This is a genomic window from Centipeda sp. (in: firmicutes) (assembly GCF_057271695.1).
The window spans coordinates 1-19166 of sequence record NZ_DBHIVL010000042.1 but is presented as its reverse complement, the minus strand read 5'-3'; the positions used below and the strand labels follow the sequence as shown (position 1 = coordinate 19166).

The window sequence follows — 19166 nt, the reverse complement described above, 5'->3', positions numbered from 1 at the left end:
GCGGGCAAAAAAGATGCGTCAAGATGGCGCGGCTGAATTTATCAGTGCTTCCTTAGGTGAATGACATGACGATTCCAGCAGAACTAAAACCTATTTTAATACAAAACGGAAATACAATCACAACAGCTGAGGCAAACGCAGCGGGCATCTCGAACGAACGTCTGCGCCAACTTGTTAAGTGCGGCGTACTGGAACGTCCGACCTTCGGTGTATATGTACTGCCACATGATTTCGTCGACCGGATGTATGTCACACAGCAACGTCGCCCGAAAATCATCTACTCCCATGAAACAGCGTTATTTCTCCACGACCTGACCGACCGCGATCCCATTTCCTACTCCGTGACCGTCCCAACGGGGTATAATACTGTAAAACTGCGCGAGGAGGGCTTTACGGTATATACCATTAAACGCGACCTGCACACAGTCGAAACAACGGAAGCAGAGACGATGTTTGGGCACACTGTACGAGTTTACACCATGGAGCGCACCATCTGTGATTGTCTGCGCAGTCGCAGCAGGATGGATGTGCCACTACTGACCGATGCACTCAGACGCTATGTCAGACGAAAGGATAAAAACCTGAATACACTCATGAAAATGGCGAAAACATTCCGCGTAGAACAGCCACTCCGTCACTATATGGAGGTACTGCTATGAGGACATCGGAGCAACTGAAGGCGCACATCCGCAACCGTGCAAAGATAGCCAACGTGCAGACTGAAATCCTCCTGCGCAGCTTTATGCTGGAGCGCTTCTTGGAGCGCATCGCAAACTCCAAGAACAAGCACAACTTCATTCTCAAAGGCGGCATGCTGATTGCCTCAATGGTCGGCATTGCGGAACGGACGACAATGGATATGGATGCAACGATCAAGGGCAGGACGCTGAACACATCTGAAATTACCGCCATGATCGAGGAAATTCTCTCCATTCCAATGAACGACGGTGTTTCCCTCACCATGCATGGAATTGAGGAAATCCGTGAGGAAGCCGACTATCCCGGTTTTCGTATCTCCATCGGCGCACTTCTGGATAAGACGAGGCAGATACTCAAGATTGACATTACAACAGGGGATTTCATCACGCCAAAGGAGATTGTATACATTATTCACACGGTAGCAGACAGTCCTCAGATGAGCGGTCTGTGGCGGCACTATCAGTCAAAATATAGCTATGCCAGGAACGTAACGTGGGAGATGGCGGCTGCAGCGATCGTAAAACTGGCAAAGGAGGTTCCAGGAGTGCACCTCATGCCCCCTTGCGCCGAAACGTGAGGAGTTTGTCGCGATAGTATTCATACTGCTTCTTGCGAGCGGCGATCTCGGCGGGCAGTCCCTGTGTGAGGTCACTCGTGAGGGTGTCGAAGCGGTCGAGGATGGAGACGATTTTTTGCTGGGCTTCGAGCGGCGGGATGGGGATTTTTATCGACTTTAATTGTCCTGCTGTAATCAGAGGCTGTCCACCACCACGAGCAAGCTGATTCAAATTCACATGCACTAAGTAGTAAAAAATGTACTTCATATCCACATCATTCATCACATCGACAATAAGCGTATTATCCGACACATCATATTTACCAGTCACAATTTGAACAAATCCAGCAGCCATCCCCACTCGTGCAACAAGGATACGAGCCCCCTCATACATAGATTCGGAGCACCTTCCTATGACCCCCGTTGATCCATACACCGGATATTCACCATCGGGGGTTCTAGTCTTATTTTTGCCTGAGGAAACAGATCTTGTAATCTCAAACAGTTCTCTCCACTCAACCGCGACAGATTGTTGCAGTAGCCCAATTTTACCTATTCTTAGAGCTGTCTGTCTGTCTGTCTGTCTGTCTGTCTGAACGATTGTATCATCCACACGGACAAAGTTCAAAAGACTATCACGATAAAAATTATATTGTTTTTTTCGCAACATTAGCTCCGCTGTTAGCTCCGCTGTTAGCTCCGCTGTTAGCTCTGTAAAATTGTCCAACAGTTTTACGATTTCATTTTGGATGGGGAGCGGCGGGACGGGGATTTCATAGTTCTCTGTATCAGATATTGAAATCTGCGGCAATTTTCCTGTCTTTGCCTTGTTTTGAAAATATGCCATGTTTTGCTCCAAAACATAGTACACATACTTTAGAGAAATGAACGCGTGATCTGTCGTATATGACCACATTTCATTTTTGTGAGAAAATGGTTTCGTATAATACTCAAATCCGATATTTCCACGCGACTTTACAATAATAGCAGGTTCCCGTATGATGCCGTCCCTATCAACATCACTCTCCATAACATCAGCATAGGTATTACCCGCTGCAAATATTCGTATTTCTCCGTTAGGCGTATGCAATTCTTTCATTCTTCCAGCGGTAATCGCTATTCCTTTATGACGAGATAAAATCTCCCCCAACTTCCGATACTCCACCCCGTCGGGACACAGCTCCTTTATCATCTCACGCAGCCGGCTCATAGCGCGATGCCCTCCTCTCCCTCGATCTCGGCGATGATCTTCTCAATCTCGTCGCGCAGGACAGCCTCGCGTGCGACAATCTCCCGTATCTGCGCATTCAGTTGCCCGATATCGATGACCTCGCGCGTGTCCTCCGGCGCGACATAGGTGCTGACGGAGAGGTTGTAATCCTCGGCGGCGATCTCCGCGCCCTTTGCGACGCGTACCGTATGCGCCACATCCACACGTTCCGTATAGAGTGTTAGGATGCGCTCAATATTCTCCTGCGTGAGTTTGTTGTTGTTCGTGACCTTGACACATTCCTTCGATGCGTCGATAAAGACGGTCGTCGTATCTGCCTTTGACTTCCTCAGCACCATAATGCAGGTCGCGATGCTTGTGCCGAAAAAGAGGTTTGCAGGGAGCTGAATCACAGCATCGACATAGTTGCTGTCCACGAGGTACTGACGGATCTTCTGCTCTGCGCCGCCGCGATACATGATGCCTGGGAAGCAGACAATCGCCGCCGTCCCGCTTGCCGCAAGCCATGCGAGCGCGTGCATGATAAAGGCGAGGTCTGCCTTCGATGGCGGCGCGAGTATGCCAGCAGGGGCAAAGCGCGGGTCATTGATGAGTGTTGGATTATTTTTCCCCTCCCAACGAATTGCGTACGGAGGATTCGAGACGATTGCCTCGAACGGCTCATCGTCCCAGTGTTTCGGGTTAATGAGAGTATCCCCATGAGCAATGTCGAAGTCGTCAAAGTTGATATCATGCAGGAACATATTGATGCGGCAGAGGTTGTAGGTGGTGATATTGATCTCCTGCCCGTAGAAGCCGTTCCGCACGTTGTCCTTTCCAAGGATTTTTGCAAACTTGAGTAGGAGCGATCCGCTGCCGCAGGCGGGATCATAGACCTTGTTGACGTGTGTCTTACCATGCACAGTAATCCGCGCAAGAAGTTCAGAGACTTCCTGCGGCGTGTAGTACTCGCCGCCGCTCTTTCCGGCATTTGCTGCATACATGCGCATGAGGTATTCATAGGCATCACCAAAGGTATCAATCACATGATCTTGATATTCGCCTAATCTCATATCGCCAATCGCATTGAGAAGTTTCACTAGCCTAGTATTACGCTCTTTCAGTGTTGCGCCTAGGTTCAGGCTGTTCACATCAAAGTCATAAAACAATCCCATAAGATCGTCTGCGCTTGGTGTTCCCTGTGCCGAATTTTCGATATGGCGAAAGACCCGCTCCAACGTTTCGTTTATATCTTCATTATCTAGTGCATTCTTCCGCACGTTCGCAAAAAGCTCGCTTGGCAAAATGAAAAATCCGAACATCTGGACAATATTATCTTTCTCAGACTCTGCCTTCGCATCGCTGATTGCAGCATAGTCAAAATCCTTAGCGCTCTCATCCCCCGCCTCATAAGCCTCACGCGCCTCGGCGTTGAGGTAGTTCGTCAGCTTCTCCGAGATATAGCGATAGAACAGTGTGCCGAGCACATACTGTTTGAAGTCCCACCCCGTTGCCACACTCCCGCGCAGGTCGTTCGCGATCTGCCAGATGGCGCGATGCAGCTCTGCCCGCTCCATTTCCTTCTTGTTGTCCATGATCTCGCCTCCGTTTATTATCCCATTTTAACACAAAATTGCGATATGTTCACGATATCCAAGAAAAGACGCGAACGCGCCCCCTTTACTTTTCCCTTTTCTTATTGCATAAAAAGGAAAGGAATGAGGGCTTCCTTCAATTCATTCGTACCCCCTCATCTCATTTCTCACCGCATATTTTTACCAGAGCACCCTCTGTAGGTTCTGGTAGATCGCATCATCCTGCGCGCTGAAGCTCACGATGGTCACGCTCATGCCCGCATTCGGATGCGCATCAAACCACTCCCGAATCGTCATGAGTGCGACCTCTGCCGCCGCCTCCTTCGGGTAGCCGTAGACATCGGTCGAGATGGCAGGGAACGCGATGGTATGCAGTCCGTGTGCCCGTGCGAGGTCAAGGGAGTTCCGATAGCAGGAGCGCAGCAGCTCCGCATCGGATGCACTGCCGCTGTAGACGGGACCGACCGTATGGATCACATAACGCGCGGGCAGACGATATCCCTTCGTGATCTTCGCCGCGCCCGTCTCGCGGTCGCCGAGCGTACGGCACTCCGCGAGGAGATCCCTGCCTGCCGCCCGATGAATCGCTCCGTCAACGCCACCGCCGCCGAGGAGACTCCGATTCGCCGCGTTTACGATGGCATCTACGGCGAGCGTCGTGATATCCCCCACGAAATAGACCATCTCATTCTTTGATGCGTTCGGTTCCAATATCATCACTCCTATTTGTTTGACATAAAGAAATCACTGATAAATTCAGCCCTGCCACCTTGGTGTATCTTTTTCCCCTGTCCTCGTCGACAAATCCTCCACATAGCGCTTGCTATGCGTCCGGTTTATCTCCTTGTTCGGATGGAAAATCTACGCCAATCTGGGGGTCTGTTTTATCAGTGATTCCTTTACTCAGCTCCGAGACATAGACCTTTTGCTCCAGCTGCAGGTTCTCCATGATTTTCTGCCGGCGTTCCACGCCCAACATGGCAGCGGCTCTATCATGAAGCTTCTCTCGATGATTCGCTTTCCGAAACATCGTGCAGGGGTATGTTCTACTCCACCGTCCACTCGTTGACGTTCCAGAAGAAGCCGATGCCGCGATGTCCGAGCAGGTTGTCCTCCGCGATGCCATGCACGCGTGCGCTCACCACGTAGACAGCGTCGATGTAGCAGAGGAACACATAGGGCGGATCCTTTGCCAGCTCCTCCTGGAACACCCCGTAGAGCCGCATCCGCTCGTCGGGGTCGCTCGTACGCCGCGCCGCCAAGAGATCGTCATCAACGCGTGCGTTCGAGTAACGACCCATATTCGCTTTCCCGTTTGTCGTAAACACCTTGTATGTATGTACGTCCGGATCAAGCTGACTGCCCCAGCCGATGAGGTACGCCATCTGCCTGTCCCAGTCAATCTGCGCCGGGGTCTCCACCGTGCAGTGGATGCCGGCGGCGCACAGCTGCTCCGCTGCTGCATGGACGATCTCGATGCGGGCAAAATTATCGTTCCGCACGGTGAGCCGAAAACCAACCTCCTCACCGCCGCGCATATAGTAGCCGTCTGCGCCCCGCACGCAGCCCGCCGCCTCGAGGAGTGCCCGTGCCTTGGCGGGGTTGTAGTCGTAGCGTTCCACGTTCGGATTGTTGTAGACGTTGCGCTGCAAAGGGCCGTACGCCGGTGTTCCGTAGCCGAGCAGTGCCTTGTCGATGAGTGCCTGCCGGTCGATTGCATAGGAGATTGCAGGGATGAGGTCACGATTCCGCTGCCAGTATGGATGGGCGAAATTGAACAGGATCGCGCGGTAGTCCGTCGTCTTCATGTCATAGCAGCGGTAAGCGGGATTCCCCATGAACTGTGCCGCATTCGTCGGGGCAAGATGCGCCGCGTCGATCTGTCCGTCCGCAAGTGCCTGCGCCTCCGTGACATCGTCCTCAATGATCTTGAAGACGAAGCTGTCGACCTTCGGTGCGCCGCGATAGTAGTCCTCGTTCTTCACGAGCACGATCCGATGCCCCGCCTCCCAACGGTCGATTCGGAAGGGTCCCGTGCCGACGGGGCTGCGGAAGAATCCTGTCGTCCTCAGATCCCGCCCCGCCAAGAGATGTGCGGGCAGGATCGGCTGCACCATATAGTCGAGAAAGGCTGTATTCGGCGCGGACAGGCGGATGCGCACAGTCTTGTCATCGAGCTCGGTGATCTCACGCACATCCTCAAAGTTCTGCGTATTGAGCGAGTCCGTCAGCGAATCTCGGATCGCCTCGATGGTGAACTTCACATCCGCCGCACGCAGCGGTTTCCCGTCATGCCAAGACACGCCGTCACGCAGCCGAAATACATAGGTATAGGTCTCCGGATCGTATTCGTACGACTCCGCCAGTCCCGGCACCGTCGCCCCCGTCGCATCCCGCCGCATCAGCCCGTCAAAGAGCACCTGCTCGATCACCCCATACTCGTTCAAAAGAGGATTGATCTGATCGTAGTTCTTCGACCCAAAGACCAACTGCTTGCCGTGTCCCTCGTCCGCACGCTCCGTGCCGCAGCCGCCGACGAGTGCCAGGAGGACGAACGCCATGCACAAAAGCAGCAGTTTCTTCACTACATCACCCCCTCCAATCGAACGTATTTTGATTTGCATTATAAAAGCTCTTTCTCATTTTCGCAATTGTATTTTGAAAAAAATTTTCCGTTTCGTCACTAAAAGTTTTTTCAAAATTTTCCTGAAAACCTGTTGTTTATGACAGGTCACAGGAGAAAATTTTTATGATAAGATACGTATAGGAAGCACTGATAAATTCAGCTTGTGTCTCTTGACGCATCTTTTTTGCCCGCACAACGCCTGCAAATCCTCCACATAGCTTTGGCTATGCGTCCGGGTTGCCTCCTTGTGCGGACGAAAAAATCTACGCCAATCTGAGGGTCTATTTTATCAGCGATTCCTATAGTCAAACGATTATGAACAGCGGAGGTGTGTTCTATGAAACTAAAATCATTTCTCCTTGCCGCGATCTTCGCGTTCATCCTCCCCGCATCCCTCGCTTCGGCGCAGCTCACGGATGAGGATATGGCACTCGGCGGCATCCGCATCGGCGATACGCGTGCCGATGTGGAGGAACTCTACGGCAGGGGCAATCGTGTCGCGGACGGCGTGGATGTGTGGAACGGCGAGGATGTCGGCATACACGTCATCGACTACGGTGCGTCACTCCTCTTGACATACCGCAGCACCGAGAGGGGCTGGCACGTCACCGCCGTGCAGCTCGGCGTGAACGACGTGAATGAGTACCTTTCAAAGCCGTCGGAGGAGTCGCAGAGCCTTGAGACACCGCGCGGCATCCATCTGGACAGCACGGCGGAGGATCTTGAGGAGGCGTACGGCTACCTGCCGAAGCCCAAGTGCAGCAACAACGCCCCGCCCGTCTGCGGCTACTTCTACGACGGGGAAACGGCACAGCTCGCATTCTACATCTGCGCCGAGCACAGCCCCGGAATCCGCTCCATCTGGCTGCACGAGAAGTAACGCACCCAAAAGCATAAGAAAACGGCTGCTGTGATGAAGGTCTCCCCTTCGCACAGCAGCCATTTTTTCCTTAACCGAGGTTATGGAAGCACTGATAAATTCAGCCGCGCCATCTTGACGCATCTTTTTTGCCCGCACAATGCCTGCAAATCCTCCACATAGCTTTGGCTATGCGTCCGGTTTGTCTCCTTGTTCGGACGAAAAAATCTACGCCAATCTGAGGGTCTATTTTATCAGCGATTCCCTAAACATTTTTTCAAAAATACACCGTGAGACTCATCCCGAGCACCTTCTGCCGTGCGCCGTCAAATGTACGCCCCCTAAAGAGCGGTGCGCCGGAGCGGGCGGGGCGCAGGTCGAAGCCCTCGACGGCGAGTGCAACGCCGCGTGCAAGGACGATGTCGGCACGCGCCCCCCAGCCGCGGAATCCCGCACGCCCGAAGAAGGTCGGGTCGCCGTCCATCGCGTGATGGAGATAGGTCGCACGCGGCTGATGATAGTAGGCGATCCACGCGCCGTAGTCGCCCGCCTTCTCCACATCGGGCGAGGGGCGCAGACGGAGCGTCGCCACATATCCGTGTCCCTCGTCGTCATAGTGGTCGAGATCGGTCTCTGCGCGCCCGTGCAGGTACTCGACCTCGATGCTGCGGTATCGGTCAAACCGATAGCCTGCGAAGAGTTCGAGGATGCGCTGATGGTCGATGCCGTTGTGGAGGGCAAGTGGGTCTTTCATCGCCTGCACCCGCGTGACGGCTGGCAGCTCCGTCTCCATATCGTAGTAGAACGCACCGCCCATCCACTTCGTCCAGTTCCGTTCATAGCCGAGGATGACGCCGCGTTTCCGCTTGTCTCCTGTCCGCGCGACGGTGCGCCCGTAGAAGATGGAGGTCATCCCGACGCTCTTGTCACCGTATCGCCAGCGCACGCCCTCGACACGCTTGTCAAAGACGTTGCCCTCAATCGGGGTGAAGATGAATCTGCCCGCGCGGATCTTCGCACCATGTCCGTTCTCGTGTTCGGCGTAGAGGCGCGAGAGGTAGAGATGACGGTCATTCCGATGTGCGCCCGCGATCGTGTCCTTGTCATAGCGGATGTCCTCGAGCATCCCGCTGACGCTCCACCCGCCGCCAAGGTGAGCGGTCGGGGCGATGCGAAAACGGCGCGTAGAGAGGAACACGTCCTGCCTTTTTTCACGGAGGGAAGCTCCATGCGTGCCTTACCATAGAGCCAGCGGTAGTCGCCCCAGAACTCGAAGCGCGGTGTTTTTTCGACATTCGCTGTGTCCGTCGGCCGCTCTGCCGGTGCGCTCTGCTCCGTCGCATCAGGCGGGAGCGCGGCAGCTGCGGCGGGCATGACACAGGAAAGGGATGCGCCCATGAGCGCGAGGGGAACAAGGTGGTGGATGTGTCGCACGATGTCCTCCGTTCTGATCGTGTCCAAATGGGCAGAAATTGTTTTGTCGTAAAACTTATTTTATTCTACCATGAATCAAGTGAATTCACAAGAAATCACAGAAAACGCTCTATAAATCGTTTCAACTTTTTAGATAATAGGACTTTTCACGCAAGGAATTTTATACATTCCAAACGAAATAATATAAATGGAAGGAGGTGCAGCGATGGAACGACTGCGATCATTGTCCCTGCTTTCCCTCTGTCTGCTCGGTGCGGTCTGCCTCCTTCTCTCCGCCGCGCGTGCGGATGCGCTCACCCTCGGCTATGACCGCAACTATGGCACGGCGTATGTCAACATCCTGCGCCGCGCGAGCATGGAGCCGATGGAGATGTTGGGATGTACGCACAAGCGTCTCGAGCTGTTTCAGGATCGCCACGTGGATGCGATCGAGGTCTACGATTTCGAGGCGGAGCGGTTTCAGCGCGGAACGTCGGAGTCGCTGTACTGGTATCCGCATTTCACGGCGACGGTCGTGTTCGCCGTGCCCGAGGATGCGCCCGTGCCTGTGACGCGCTGGGCGGATCTCCGACAGGATGTCACGGTCGTCCTGCCGGACAGCGCACCCGCACGAGAGATCTTCTTTCTGCTGCTCGCCCAGCGGATGGGTCCCGATTTCGACACGGCGTTTCATCGGCTCGCACGGATGAAGGAGGAGGGACGGCTCCGCTTTTATCCCGTCCATCGCGGCGTGCGGAGCATCTTCGCCGGCGGGGATGTGCGCGACGTCTATGTTGTCTTTGACCACGAGGCAGACCGCCTCATTCGGCGCGGCGCACGTCTCACGGTTGTCACCCCTGCGGATGGGACGCTCTCGTTCACAAAGGGGCTGCTCTCGCGCACACCGCTCACATTTTCCGACGCGCTGCCTGAGGATCTGGCGGCGGCAGGCTACCCTCCGCACGCAGATGTCCTCCCCGCGCGTGCGGTGCCGCCCGATTTTCTCCTCTCCCTGCGTGCAGCAAACGCACGCTACTACACGGAGATCCGTCAACGCCCCCCTCCTCACGCCGTCAGAGCCGCATGAGCGGTTCATCGTCCTCGTCCTCACCCTCGTCTGGGGGATGACGTTCCGACAGCGCGTGCTCCACCACGGAGCGCGGCGCGCCGTCCTTCTCCTCATCGCCATGCTCCTGCTCTGGGAGCTCGACCGCATGGCGAAGATTCTCGCGTTCACACACGACGCGGCATTCGAGTGCCTCCTCTGGTATCTCTACTATGTGTTTCGCGGCGGTCTCTCGGTGGCACTGCTCTGGATTGCATGGGCATCGGATGAGGACGTGCTTAAACGCGCAATGCCGCCGTGGCTCAAGGCAGTCTTCGGCATCAACCTCTTCCTCGCCGTGCTCATTCTCTGTAACGATCTGCATCATCAATTTTTCTACTTCACGTGGAGTACGGAGACGATGGAGTGGTCGGAGCATCTGGCGTGGGGTGCGTATGCCTACTGGACACTCTGGTTCATCGAGATCTTCGCCGCGCTCCTGCTTCTCCTCGAAAAGGCGAAGGCGCAGCAGGTTCTGCAAAATGCGATGATGCTCCCGTTTGCGCTGTTTTTTCCTTCATCGTGTACTCAATCGCCTATCAGTGGATCGCGTGGGTACAATGGGCGGAGCTGACATCGGTGACGGCACTGTTCTTTCTGCTGCTCATCGAGCTCTGTATGCGCACGGGGCTGATGCCGTCGAACCGTCTGCATCAAAAGTTCTTCACGCACTCACGGCTCGCGATGCAGCTCACGGATGCGGCGGGCATGCCCGTCTTCGTCTCAGCGACGCGGACACATGCGCCGCAGCGCGATATCCGTACGAACCGCATGGAGGTGGACGGCGGTGCGCTCCTCTGGCAGGAGGATCTCTCCCTCCTGCACGAGCAGCAGCGGCGGCTCACGCTGACCCGTGACACACTCCTGCGTGCACGGCGTGTCCTGCGGGAGGAGCACACGATCCGAAAGCGGCTTCTCAGGCTCATGCTCCGCCGTCAGCTCTCGGAGGAACTGGAGGCGATCCTCGCGGCAAAGCGGCCGCTCCTGCGTGCATTCCGCGAGCAGCTCATGGCGACGGACGACGAGGCGGCGGTCACGCTGCTGATCCGTCGGCTCAACCTGCTCTCCTCCTATCTCAAAAAACGCTGTGTACTCTTCCTCAAGGGACAGGAAGACGGCTACATCCGCGCCGACGAGCTCTCGATGGCAGTCTCGGAGACGTGCACCTACCTGCGCCCGCTCGGGCTGCGCGTGGGCGTGGAATGGGCACAGCAGGAATCGCTTCCGGAGGCGGATGCGCTCGCCGTCCGTACACAGCGGCAGCGCAGCCGCAGCGTGACGACCGCCTCGATTCGTGCGGGGCTGGATCTCATGCCCGATGGGCTGCTCTTTGCCCGTGCGGATCACAGTGCCGTACTCGTCAACATCGCCATGCTGCATTTCATGGAACGGCTCTGCGGGCGGCAGTATCGGAATGCGGCAGTGTTCTGGCAGGATCTGTTGGCGTTTGATGCGCCCACCGTGGCGGAAAAGGAGCTGCGCGCGAACGCAGTTCTCTTCCGCTTTGCCGCCGGCGACGTGTGGCTCGTGCAGCGCGTACAGCTCGCGGGCGATCTGGACGGCTGGCAGCTGACCGCCTCCTGTGTGACGGAGCTGGATGCCGTCACGCGCGAGCTCGCGGCGAAAAACGAAGCCCTCACGAACATGATCGGCGCACAGAAGGATCTGCTCGCGCGGTTCGAGAAGGCGGAGCGTCACCGCGCCCTCCACGAGATCACCTCGCGCGTACACGACATCCTCGGTCAGCGCATCAGTATGCTCCAGCAGCTGCTCGCAAGTGCCGCGCCGAAGGACGCACTGGATACGATCGTACGGATCGACAGTCTCCTGGAGTCGGTACCGCTCGCGCAGGAGGCACATCCCGCAACGCTGCTCGCCGACATGACGGACACCTATCGGCGACTCGGCATCCGCATTGCGCTCATGGGCGAGCTGCCGCGCAACCTGCGTCGCGCACGCGCCTTTGCCGCCATCATCCGTGAGGCGCTGAGCAACGCCGTCTGCCACGGACGCGCGAATGAGATCCGCATCACGCTCACGGAGCGGCGGCTGCGTGTCCGCGACAACGGCATCGGCTGCGTGGCTCTGCGTCCCGGCGGCGGGCTCGCCGGCATGATCCGCCGCGTGAACGAGCTCGGCGGGCAACTCACCATCACTCACACGCCGCATTTTGAACTCGATGCACAGATAGGGGAGAAACAGGATGATTAAAATTCTTCTTGTGGACGATCAGAAAATACTGCTCGAAGGCCTCGTCAAGATCCTCGCTCCCCTCGATGACATCAAGGTCGTCGGCACCTGCACCCTCTCTGAGCTGGCAGAGGAGGCGTGCATACGCCTTGCTCCCGACCTCGTTCTCATGGACATCTGCATGGAGGGTCGCACGAGCGGCATTCAGATCTGTGCACGGCTCAAGAAGCAGTTTCCAAACCTGCGCGTCGTTCTCATGACGGGAATGCAGGAGGTTGCGTTTCTCGATTGGGCAAAGGACGCGGGCGCGGACAGCTTCATCTACAAGGAGTCCTCAAGCGAGGCGTTCGCCGCGTGTATCCGTGCGACCATGCAGGGCAGACGCATCTACCCGAGCGCGGCCGTCGGATGTGCGTTCGGCGGCACGGACAACCCGCTCACGGAGCGCGAGATTGCCATCCTACAGCGCATCTGCCGCAACATGAACTATGACGAGATTGCCGCCGAGCTCGGCATCACAAAGCGCACGGTCAACTTCCACATCGGCAATATGCTCGCCAAGACCGGCTACAAGAGCATCGTCGGGCTTGCTGTCGAGGCGACCGCGCGCGGCTATGCAGGCAGCGCGAGCTGACTCGGACGGATGACATATGGGCGTGTACGTAGCGTACGCGCCCATATGTTTTTCATTTTTTTCGCCCAACCTGTTATTTATGACAGTACACTTTTCCACGCAATATGATAAAATAGAAAAAGAACTTTCAGAACACTCTTGTTTGTCATACAGAGGAGGAAGACTTATGGGACTCATCCAAGCAGCTGTCGGCTCTGTCGGCGGCGTTCTTGCCGATCAGTGGAAAGAATACTTCTACTGCGACAGTCTGGACAAGGACACGCTCGTCGCAAGGGGGACAGAAACGCGTCAGCGGACGCAGCTCCAACACGAGCGCGACGGACAACATCATCTCGAACGGCTCCGGCATCGCCGTGAACGACGGGCAGTGCATGATCATCGTCGAGCAGGGCAAGGTCGTCGAGATCTGTGCCGACCCCGGCGCATTCACCTACGACAGCTCGACCGAGCCGACCGTCTTCGGCGGTGATCTCGCGAGTGACCTCGTGTCCGTGCTGAAGAACATCGGCAAGCGTTTCACATTCGGCGGCGACGCACCGAAGGATCAGCGCATCTACTATTTCAATACGAAAGAAATCATGGGCAACAAGTACGGGACAGCGCAGTCCATCCAGTTTGAGACCATGATCGGCCAGTACATGCTGAACGTCAACATCCGCTGCTTCGGCGAGTACAGCTACCGCATCACGAACCCGATCCTCTTCTACACGAACGTCTGCGGCAACGTCGAGGGCGTGTATGAGCGCAGCGAGATCGACTCGCAGCTCAAGAGCGAGCTGCTGACCGCGCTGCAGCCTGCGTTCGGGCGCATCGCGGCAAAGGGCATCCGCTACACCCAGCTCATCAACTACACAAAGGACATCCGCAACGAGCTCTCCGAGGAACTGTCCGACGACTGGGGCAAGCGGCGCGGCATTGAGATCGTCTCCTTCGGTGTGTCGAGCGTCAAGGCGAACGAAGAGGACGAAAAGCGCATCAAGGAGATCCAGGACAGTGCCATCATGAGCGACCCGAACCTGCGTGCGGGTCGTCTCGCCACCGCGACGGCAGATGCCATGCGCACCGCCGCCGGAAACGAGGCGGGCATGGGCGGCGCGTTCGGCTTCATGGGCATGGGCATGGCGGGCAATGCCGGCATGGGTGCGATGGGTGCGTTCGGTCCGCAGAGCGGAGCTGCCCCGCAGGGCAATCCACTCGCAGGTGGTGCAGCAGTCGGCGGCATGGCAGCAGGCGGTGCGGCAGCAGGATGGACGTGCGGTTGCGGACAGAGCGGCAACACGGGCAAATTCTGCGCCGGCTGCGGCAAGCCAAAACCGGCACCTGCGGCAGGATGGATCTGCCCCTGTGGGCACACAGGCAATACGGGCAAGTTCTGCGCCGAGTGCGGCAAACCACAGCCGTCCGCCGATGGATGGATCTGCTCCTGCGGCACGACAAATCAGGGCAAGTTCTGCGCGAACTGCGGCGAGCCGAAACCAGCGGGTGCACCGCTCTATGCCTGCGACAAGTGCGGCTGGAAGCCCGCCGATCCCACCCACCCGCCGAAGTTCTGCCCACAGTGCGGCGATATCTTCGACGAGAACGATAAGCAGTGATTACGCAGCCAAGCGTTCGCGCAGGACGCACACCACCGTGTTATCAGCGTAAAAGAGGTGACTGATATGGCTGATACAAGCGTCAGCTACAAATGCCCCAACTGCGGCGCCCCCCTCTCCTTCCTCCCGGGGCACGACCACATAACCTGCGAGTACTGCAACACCGAGCTCGACGTTGCAACCGTCGAAAATCTCTTTCAAAAAGAGCAGGAAAAGGCAGCCCTTGCCGCCGAGGCGAAGGAATCGAAGTGGAACACCGACGGCGCGGGCAGCGCATGGGACGGCGCCGAGACTGCGAACATGATGATCCAGACCTGCTCCTCCTGCGGTGCGGAGCTCGTCTCCGACGGCAACACCATGGCGACCCAGTGCGCCTACTGCGGCAGCCCGAACATGATCCCGCGCCGCTTCGACGGCATGCTGCGCCCCGACTATGTCATTCCATTCAAGAAGACGAAGGAAGACGCCATCGCCGCGCTCAAGGAGTTCTACCAGGGGAAAAAGCTGCTCCCGAAGGCGTTCCGCGACGAAAACCGCATCAAGGAGATCCAGTCCATGTACGTCCCCTTCTGGCTCTTCGACGCGCAGGTAAGCGCCAGCATGGACTTCAGCGCGGAAACGAGGAGTCGGCGCGATACGGCGGACGAGATCATCATCGAGACCAGCCACTACCGCTGCGAGCGCAGCGGCGAGATGACGTTCCGCGGCATCCCCGTCGACGCGAGCAAACGCCTGGACGACAAGTACATGGACAGCATCGAGCCGTTCGACTATAGCGAGCTCCGCCCCTTCTCCGCGGCGTATTTCACGGGACACCTCGCCGACAAATTCGATGTCGATGTCAAGGAATCCCTGCCGCGCGCCGACACGCGCCTCACGGCGAGCGTCATCCACGCGCTGAGCAAAACCGTCAGCGGCTATACCTGCACCGCCCCGAGCGGCAGCTCGAAGATCCGAAAGCAGTCGGGCGATGTCCGCTACGCCATGATGCCCGTCTGGATCCTCACCACGAACTATCAGGGCAAGCCCTACACCTTCATGATGAACGGACAGACCGGCAAATTCGTCGGTGCGGATCTGCCCAAGGACACATTCAAGGAGTACGTCTACCCGCTCATCCCGTCCGCGCTCGTCTTCGCCGTCCTCTTCTGGCTCGGCTGGCTCATGTTTGATCTGTAGGAGGTGCGGCAAATGATGAACGAAATGAAATATGGACGCAGCACGCTTCTTGCTCTGCTCCTCCTCTGTCTCAGCCTTTTCATCCTCACCGTACCAAAGGCGGCGGATGCCTCGGGCATCGGAAACGCACGCGTCATCGACGAGATGAACCTCCTCTCCGATGCCGAGGTGCAAAAACTTGATGCGCAGCTCGCGGCAGTGGAACGGACACACCGCATCCGCATCCTCGCGGCAATCGTCAGTGATTGGAAAGACAAGCCGCTGAAACCGCTCGCGGAGAACATCATCAAGACCATCGCCCCCGGCGGTGAACGCGGCGCAGTCCTGCTCCTCCTTTCGCCCGAAAACAACACCTACTACGTCGCCACGGATACAAGGCTCGCCACGCGCATTACCGACGAGGGCATTGAGCACCTCACGGAGAAATTCCTGCCCGCCTTCGAGAGCAAGAAATACGCCGATATGTTCACGGCATTTGGTCAAGTCGCGGGCGAAATGCTCACCTACTACGAGAAGGAAGGCACCCCATTCACCACGGGCGGCGCACTCAGTGCCGTTGCACGTGCAGTCGCAGCTGGGGGGACACAGACAGCGGATGCGGGACTGGGCGCTGTGCGCGTGATCGACGAGTCCGACCTCATCACCGATGCCGAGAAGCAGGCACTCGACGCGAAGCTCGCCGCCTATGAACAGGCGCACGGCATCCGCATCCTCGTCGGCACGGTCAAGAACACGCACAAACAGGCGCTCGGCAAGGTTGCCAACGGTGTTGTTGACCGCATCGCGGACGGCGGTGCAAACGGCACCATCGTCCTCCTTCTCGCACCGAAGGAGCGCGACTTCTACATCTCCACCGACAACAAGATGCGCGTGCGCATTACCGACGACGGCGGCATCGAACACCTCGCCGAGCAATTCGTCCCCGCTCTCAAGGAGAACAAATACGCCGAGGGATTCACCGCATTTGCAGCGGCTGTGGATGAGATGGTGACATACTATGAGAAGGAAGGCAAACCCTTCAACCCCGATGCCTTCCTGTTCACCATCGTCGCCCTCGTCGGTGCGCTGATCCCTGCTGCCATCGTTTACTGGTTCATCTTTGCCAATCTCTCGGACAGCATGCTCAGTGTCCGAAGTGCCCACGAGGCGGATGACTACGTCGAGCGCGGCAGCTTCCGCCTCACACACCGAGAGGACGTCTTCCTCCGCACCACAGAGTCCCGTGAGACAAAGCACAAGGAGACCGCCTCCTCCTCGTCCTCCTCCGGTTCCTACATCAGCACCTCCAGCCGCGACGAAAGTCATGGCGGCGGCGGCGGGAAATATTAGGGAAGCACTGATAAATTCAGCCGCGCCATCTTAGCGCATCTTTTTTGCCCGAACTTTTTCGGCAAATCCTCCACATAGCTTTTGCTATGCGTCCGGTCTGCCTCCTTGTTCGGACGAAAAAATCCATGCCAATCTGACGGACTTCATTATTATCAGCGATTCCCTGGAGGTGTCATATGCCCGATACAAGTGTCAGCTACAAATGCCCCAAATGCGGTGCGCCGCTCACCTTCCTCCCCGGACACAACCACGTCACCTGCGAATTCTGCGATACCAAGATCAGCATCGCGGAGATGGATGCCCTCTTCGAAAAGAAGCAGGAAAAGGCCGTGCAGGCCGCGGAGAAAAAAGAGGCGGAGAAGAACACCGAGAGAGAACGCAGCACATGGGATGATGCCGAAACGGCGCACATGATGATCCAGACGTGTTCCTCCTGCGGTGCAGAGCTCGTCTCCGACGGCAACACCATGGCGACTGAGTGCGCCTACTGCGGCAGCCCGAACATGATCCCGCGCCGGTTCGACGGCATGCTGCGCCCCGATGTCATCATCCCGTTCAAGAAGACGAAGGAGGAGGCAGTCGCCGCACTCACGGAGTTCTACAAGGAAAAACGCCTGCTCCCGAAGGAGTTCACCTCCGAGAACCGCATCAAAGAGATCCAGTCCATGTACGTCCCCTTCTGGCTGTTCGACGCACATGTGAACGTCGATGCAAATTTCAATGCGGAGCGCACGAACACCCGCGAAACAAAGAATGAGACCGTCACCGAAATATCCCACTACCGCTGCGAGCGCAGCGGCGAGATGACGTTCCACGGGATCCCCGTCGATGCCAGCAAGCGCATGGACGACTCCTTCATGGACAGCATCGAGCCATTTGACTACAAGGATCTCGTTCCCTTCTCCGCCGCATATTTCACAGGACACCTCGCGGACAAATACGATGTCGATGTCAAGGAATCGCTGCCGCGCGCCGACAGCCGTCTCGCAGAGAGCGCCTCCTGGGTGCTCGCCACCAGCGTCAAGAACTACACCAACGTCACCCCCGAGGGCGCGCCGCTGATCCATAAGGAAGAGGGGAATGTCCGCTATGCAATGCTGCCCGTCTGGATCCTCACCACGAATTACAAAGGCAAGCCCTACACATTCATGATGAACGGACAGACCGGCAAAGTCGTCAGCTCCTCGCTGCCGCGGGACAAGTTCAAGGGACGCTATTACCCCCTCGTGCCCGCCGTCCTCGTCTTTCTCATCACCTGCTACATCGGCTGGCTGATCTTGGACTGGTAGGAGGTACGGCACATGATGAACGAAATGAAACACGGACGTAGTGCACTTCTCGCGCTGCTCCTCCTCTGTCTCAGCCTTTTCATCCTCACCGTACCAAAGGTGGCGGATGCCTCTGGCATCGGAAACGCACGCGTGATCGACGAGGCGGATCTCCTCACCGATGCCGAGGAGCAGGCACTCGATGCCAGCATCGCCGCGCTTGAGAACGCACACGGCGTGCGCATCCTCGTCGGCAACGTCAAGGACACGCACGGACAGGTGCTCGGTGAGATCGCAAATGCCGTTGTCGACCGCATCGCGGACGGCGGCGCAAACGGCACGATCGTCTTCCTCCTCGCGCCGAAAGACCGTGATTTCTACGTCTCCACCGACAACAAGATGCGCCAGCGCATCACCGATGAGTACGGCATCGAGTACCTCGCAGACAGCTTCGTCCCCGATCTCAAAGACAACGAATACGGCAAGGCGTACACCGCATTTGCCGCCACCGTGGACGAGATGCTGACCTACTACGAGAAGGAGGGCAAAGCATTCATCCCCCTCGATCCATGGGCGATCGTCGGGATTCTCGGCACGGCTCTTCTCCTCGCAGCGATCGTCTCCGGTTCGATTTCCTCCTACCTCGAGGAGGGAATGGATACCACCGAACAAGCGTCCGAGGCGGATGACTACCTCTCATACAGCAGCGTCCGCATCACACACAGCAAGGACATCTACATCCGCACCTCAGAATCCCGGCGGGCGAAATACGAGAAAAAAACCTCGTCCTCCGGCTCTCACATCACCACCTCCAGCAGTGACAGCGATCACGGCGGCGGCGGTGGAAAATACTAAGGAAGCACTGATAAATTCAGCACCGCCATCTTGACGCATCTTTTTTGCCCGCA

Annotated in this window: 17 protein-coding genes and 3 pseudogenes; 12 read left to right on the top strand and 8 right to left on the bottom strand. The window is 57.1% G+C overall.

What is annotated here, in order from left to right; genetic code table 11:
* Positions 1 to 65 precede the first annotated feature (65 nt).
* Together ACO6BQ_RS07740 and ACO6BQ_RS07735 are read left to right on the top strand one after the other, a co-directional pair.
* Positions 66 to 659 carry a type IV toxin-antitoxin system AbiEi family antitoxin domain-containing protein gene (locus ACO6BQ_RS07740; protein ID WP_489120295.1) on the top strand — a complete coding sequence of 198 codons (594 nt, stop codon included), beginning with the start codon at positions 66 to 68 and terminating at the stop codon, positions 657 to 659.
* Complete coding sequence (locus ACO6BQ_RS07735) at positions 656 to 1276, top strand: nucleotidyl transferase AbiEii/AbiGii toxin family protein (RefSeq protein ID WP_489120294.1); 621 nt, start codon at positions 656 to 658, stop codon at positions 1274 to 1276. The genes ACO6BQ_RS07740 and ACO6BQ_RS07735 overlap by 4 nt, the downstream gene beginning before the upstream one ends.
* On the opposite strand, the gene ACO6BQ_RS07730 is transcribed toward ACO6BQ_RS07735, so the two are convergent.
* The 5 genes and pseudogenes from ACO6BQ_RS07730 to ACO6BQ_RS07710 form a co-directional block, all read right to left on the bottom strand.
* Complete coding sequence (locus tag ACO6BQ_RS07730; RefSeq protein WP_489120293.1) at positions 1251 to 2465, bottom strand: restriction endonuclease subunit S; 1215 nt, start codon at positions 2463 to 2465, stop codon at positions 1251 to 1253. The genes ACO6BQ_RS07735 and ACO6BQ_RS07730 overlap by 26 nt on opposite strands.
* Positions 2462 to 4060: a type I restriction-modification system subunit M gene (locus tag ACO6BQ_RS07725; protein ID WP_489120292.1), complete on the bottom strand. Its 1599-nt coding sequence runs from the start codon at positions 4058 to 4060 to the stop codon at positions 2462 to 2464. The genes ACO6BQ_RS07730 and ACO6BQ_RS07725 overlap by 4 nt, the downstream gene beginning before the upstream one ends.
* A 180-nt stretch (positions 4061 to 4240) precedes the next feature.
* Positions 4241 to 4777, bottom strand: coding sequence for an O-acetyl-ADP-ribose deacetylase (locus ACO6BQ_RS07720; protein WP_489120291.1), 537 nt, complete (start codon positions 4775 to 4777; stop codon positions 4241 to 4243).
* A 25-nt stretch (positions 4778 to 4802) separates the two neighbouring features.
* Positions 4803 to 4921 (bottom strand): annotated as a pseudogene (locus ACO6BQ_RS07715) (secretion protein HlyD); the annotation flags it as partial.
* Between the two features lie 185 nt (positions 4922 to 5106).
* Positions 5107 to 6645: an ABC transporter substrate-binding protein gene (locus tag ACO6BQ_RS07710; protein WP_489120290.1), complete on the bottom strand. Its 1539-nt coding sequence runs from the start codon at positions 6643 to 6645 to the stop codon at positions 5107 to 5109.
* A 378-nt stretch (positions 6646 to 7023) separates the two neighbouring features.
* Here ACO6BQ_RS07710 and ACO6BQ_RS07705 point away from each other — a divergent pair, with 378 nt between their 5' ends.
* Positions 7024 to 7566 (top strand): hypothetical protein, encoded by a 543-nt coding sequence (locus ACO6BQ_RS07705; RefSeq protein ID WP_489120289.1) that lies wholly within the window; start codon positions 7024 to 7026, stop codon positions 7564 to 7566.
* Between the two features lie 80 nt (positions 7567 to 7646).
* On the opposite strand, the pseudogene ACO6BQ_RS07700 reads toward ACO6BQ_RS07705, so the two are convergent.
* Together ACO6BQ_RS07700 and ACO6BQ_RS07695 are read right to left on the bottom strand one after the other, a co-directional pair.
* Positions 7647 to 7775: pseudogene (locus ACO6BQ_RS07700) on the bottom strand (secretion protein HlyD); the annotation flags it as partial.
* Between the two features lie 47 nt (positions 7776 to 7822).
* A complete protein-coding gene (locus ACO6BQ_RS07695) occupies positions 7823 to 8743 on the bottom strand; it encodes a hypothetical protein (protein WP_489120288.1) in 921 nt (306 codons plus the stop codon).
* A gap of 441 nt (positions 8744 to 9184) precedes the next feature.
* Here ACO6BQ_RS07695 and ACO6BQ_RS07690 point away from each other — a divergent pair, with 441 nt between their 5' ends.
* The 7 genes from ACO6BQ_RS07690 to ACO6BQ_RS07660 all read left to right on the top strand — a co-directional run bounded on the left by ACO6BQ_RS07690 (position 9185) and on the right by ACO6BQ_RS07660 (position 16990).
* On the top strand, positions 9185 to 10045 hold the full coding sequence (locus tag ACO6BQ_RS07690; protein WP_489120287.1) for a hypothetical protein: 861 nt from the start codon (positions 9185 to 9187) through the stop codon (positions 10043 to 10045).
* A complete protein-coding gene (locus tag ACO6BQ_RS07685) occupies positions 9975 to 10637 on the top strand; it encodes a hypothetical protein (RefSeq protein WP_489120286.1) in 663 nt (220 codons plus the stop codon). The genes ACO6BQ_RS07690 and ACO6BQ_RS07685 overlap by 71 nt, the downstream gene beginning before the upstream one ends.
* A gap of 5 nt (positions 10638 to 10642) precedes the next feature.
* Positions 10643 to 12274: a sensor histidine kinase gene (locus ACO6BQ_RS07680; protein WP_489120285.1), complete on the top strand. Its 1632-nt coding sequence runs from the start codon at positions 10643 to 10645 to the stop codon at positions 12272 to 12274.
* A complete protein-coding gene (locus tag ACO6BQ_RS07675; protein WP_489120284.1) occupies positions 12267 to 12887 on the top strand; it encodes a response regulator transcription factor in 621 nt (206 codons plus the stop codon). The genes ACO6BQ_RS07680 and ACO6BQ_RS07675 overlap by 8 nt, the downstream gene beginning before the upstream one ends.
* A gap of 209 nt (positions 12888 to 13096) precedes the next feature.
* Entirely contained in the window at positions 13097 to 14482 is a 1386-nt protein-coding gene (locus ACO6BQ_RS07670; RefSeq protein ID WP_489120283.1) for an SPFH domain-containing protein, read from the top strand.
* 66 nt (positions 14483 to 14548) lie between these two features.
* Complete coding sequence (locus ACO6BQ_RS07665) at positions 14549 to 15661, top strand: TFIIB-type zinc ribbon-containing protein (protein ID WP_489120282.1); 1113 nt, start codon at positions 14549 to 14551, stop codon at positions 15659 to 15661.
* Positions 15662 to 15673: 12 nt separating this feature from the next.
* A complete protein-coding gene (locus tag ACO6BQ_RS07660) occupies positions 15674 to 16990 on the top strand; it encodes a TPM domain-containing protein (RefSeq protein ID WP_489120281.1) in 1317 nt (438 codons plus the stop codon).
* On the opposite strand, the pseudogene ACO6BQ_RS07655 reads toward ACO6BQ_RS07660, so the two are convergent.
* Positions 16987 to 17137: pseudogene (locus tag ACO6BQ_RS07655) on the bottom strand (secretion protein HlyD). The gene ACO6BQ_RS07660 and the pseudogene ACO6BQ_RS07655 overlap by 4 nt on opposite strands.
* A 29-nt stretch (positions 17138 to 17166) precedes the next feature.
* On the opposite strand from ACO6BQ_RS07655, the gene ACO6BQ_RS07650 reads away from it, so the two are divergent.
* Together ACO6BQ_RS07650 and ACO6BQ_RS07645 are read left to right on the top strand one after the other, a co-directional pair.
* Entirely contained in the window at positions 17167 to 18279 is a 1113-nt protein-coding gene (locus ACO6BQ_RS07650) for a TFIIB-type zinc ribbon-containing protein (protein WP_489120280.1), read from the top strand.
* A 12-nt stretch (positions 18280 to 18291) separates the two neighbouring features.
* The gene (locus ACO6BQ_RS07645) at positions 18292 to 19113 is read left to right on the top strand and encodes a TPM domain-containing protein (RefSeq protein WP_489120279.1); all 822 of its coding nucleotides are present in this window, start codon (positions 18292 to 18294) and stop codon (positions 19111 to 19113) included.
* The last annotated feature ends 53 nt before the right edge of the window (positions 19114 to 19166 follow it).

Excerpts from the sequence above, each read along its gene's own strand:
- ACO6BQ_RS07740 (WP_489120295.1), top strand. The coding sequence starts at position 66 with ATGACGATTCCAGCAGAACTAAAACCTATTTTAATACAAAACGGAAAT.
- ACO6BQ_RS07735 (WP_489120294.1), top strand. The coding sequence starts at position 656 with ATGAGGACATCGGAGCAACTGAAGGCGCACATCCGCAACCGTGCAAAG.
- ACO6BQ_RS07730 (WP_489120293.1), bottom strand. The coding sequence starts at position 2,465 with ATGAGCCGGCTGCGTGAGATGATAAAGGAGCTGTGTCCCGACGGGGTG.
- ACO6BQ_RS07725 (WP_489120292.1), bottom strand. The coding sequence starts at position 4,060 with ATGGACAACAAGAAGGAAATGGAGCGGGCAGAGCTGCATCGCGCCATC.
- ACO6BQ_RS07720 (WP_489120291.1), bottom strand. The coding sequence starts at position 4,777 with ATGATATTGGAACCGAACGCATCAAAGAATGAGATGGTCTATTTCGTG.
- ACO6BQ_RS07705 (WP_489120289.1), top strand. The coding sequence starts at position 7,024 with ATGAAACTAAAATCATTTCTCCTTGCCGCGATCTTCGCGTTCATCCTC.
- ACO6BQ_RS07690 (WP_489120287.1), top strand. The coding sequence starts at position 9,185 with ATGGAACGACTGCGATCATTGTCCCTGCTTTCCCTCTGTCTGCTCGGT.
- ACO6BQ_RS07675 (WP_489120284.1), top strand. The coding sequence starts at position 12,267 with ATGATTAAAATTCTTCTTGTGGACGATCAGAAAATACTGCTCGAAGGC.
- ACO6BQ_RS07665 (WP_489120282.1), top strand. The coding sequence starts at position 14,549 with ATGGCTGATACAAGCGTCAGCTACAAATGCCCCAACTGCGGCGCCCCC.
- ACO6BQ_RS07660 (WP_489120281.1), top strand. The coding sequence starts at position 15,674 with ATGATGAACGAAATGAAATATGGACGCAGCACGCTTCTTGCTCTGCTC.
- ACO6BQ_RS07650 (WP_489120280.1), top strand. The coding sequence starts at position 17,167 with ATGCCCGATACAAGTGTCAGCTACAAATGCCCCAAATGCGGTGCGCCG.
- ACO6BQ_RS07645 (WP_489120279.1), top strand. The coding sequence starts at position 18,292 with ATGATGAACGAAATGAAACACGGACGTAGTGCACTTCTCGCGCTGCTC.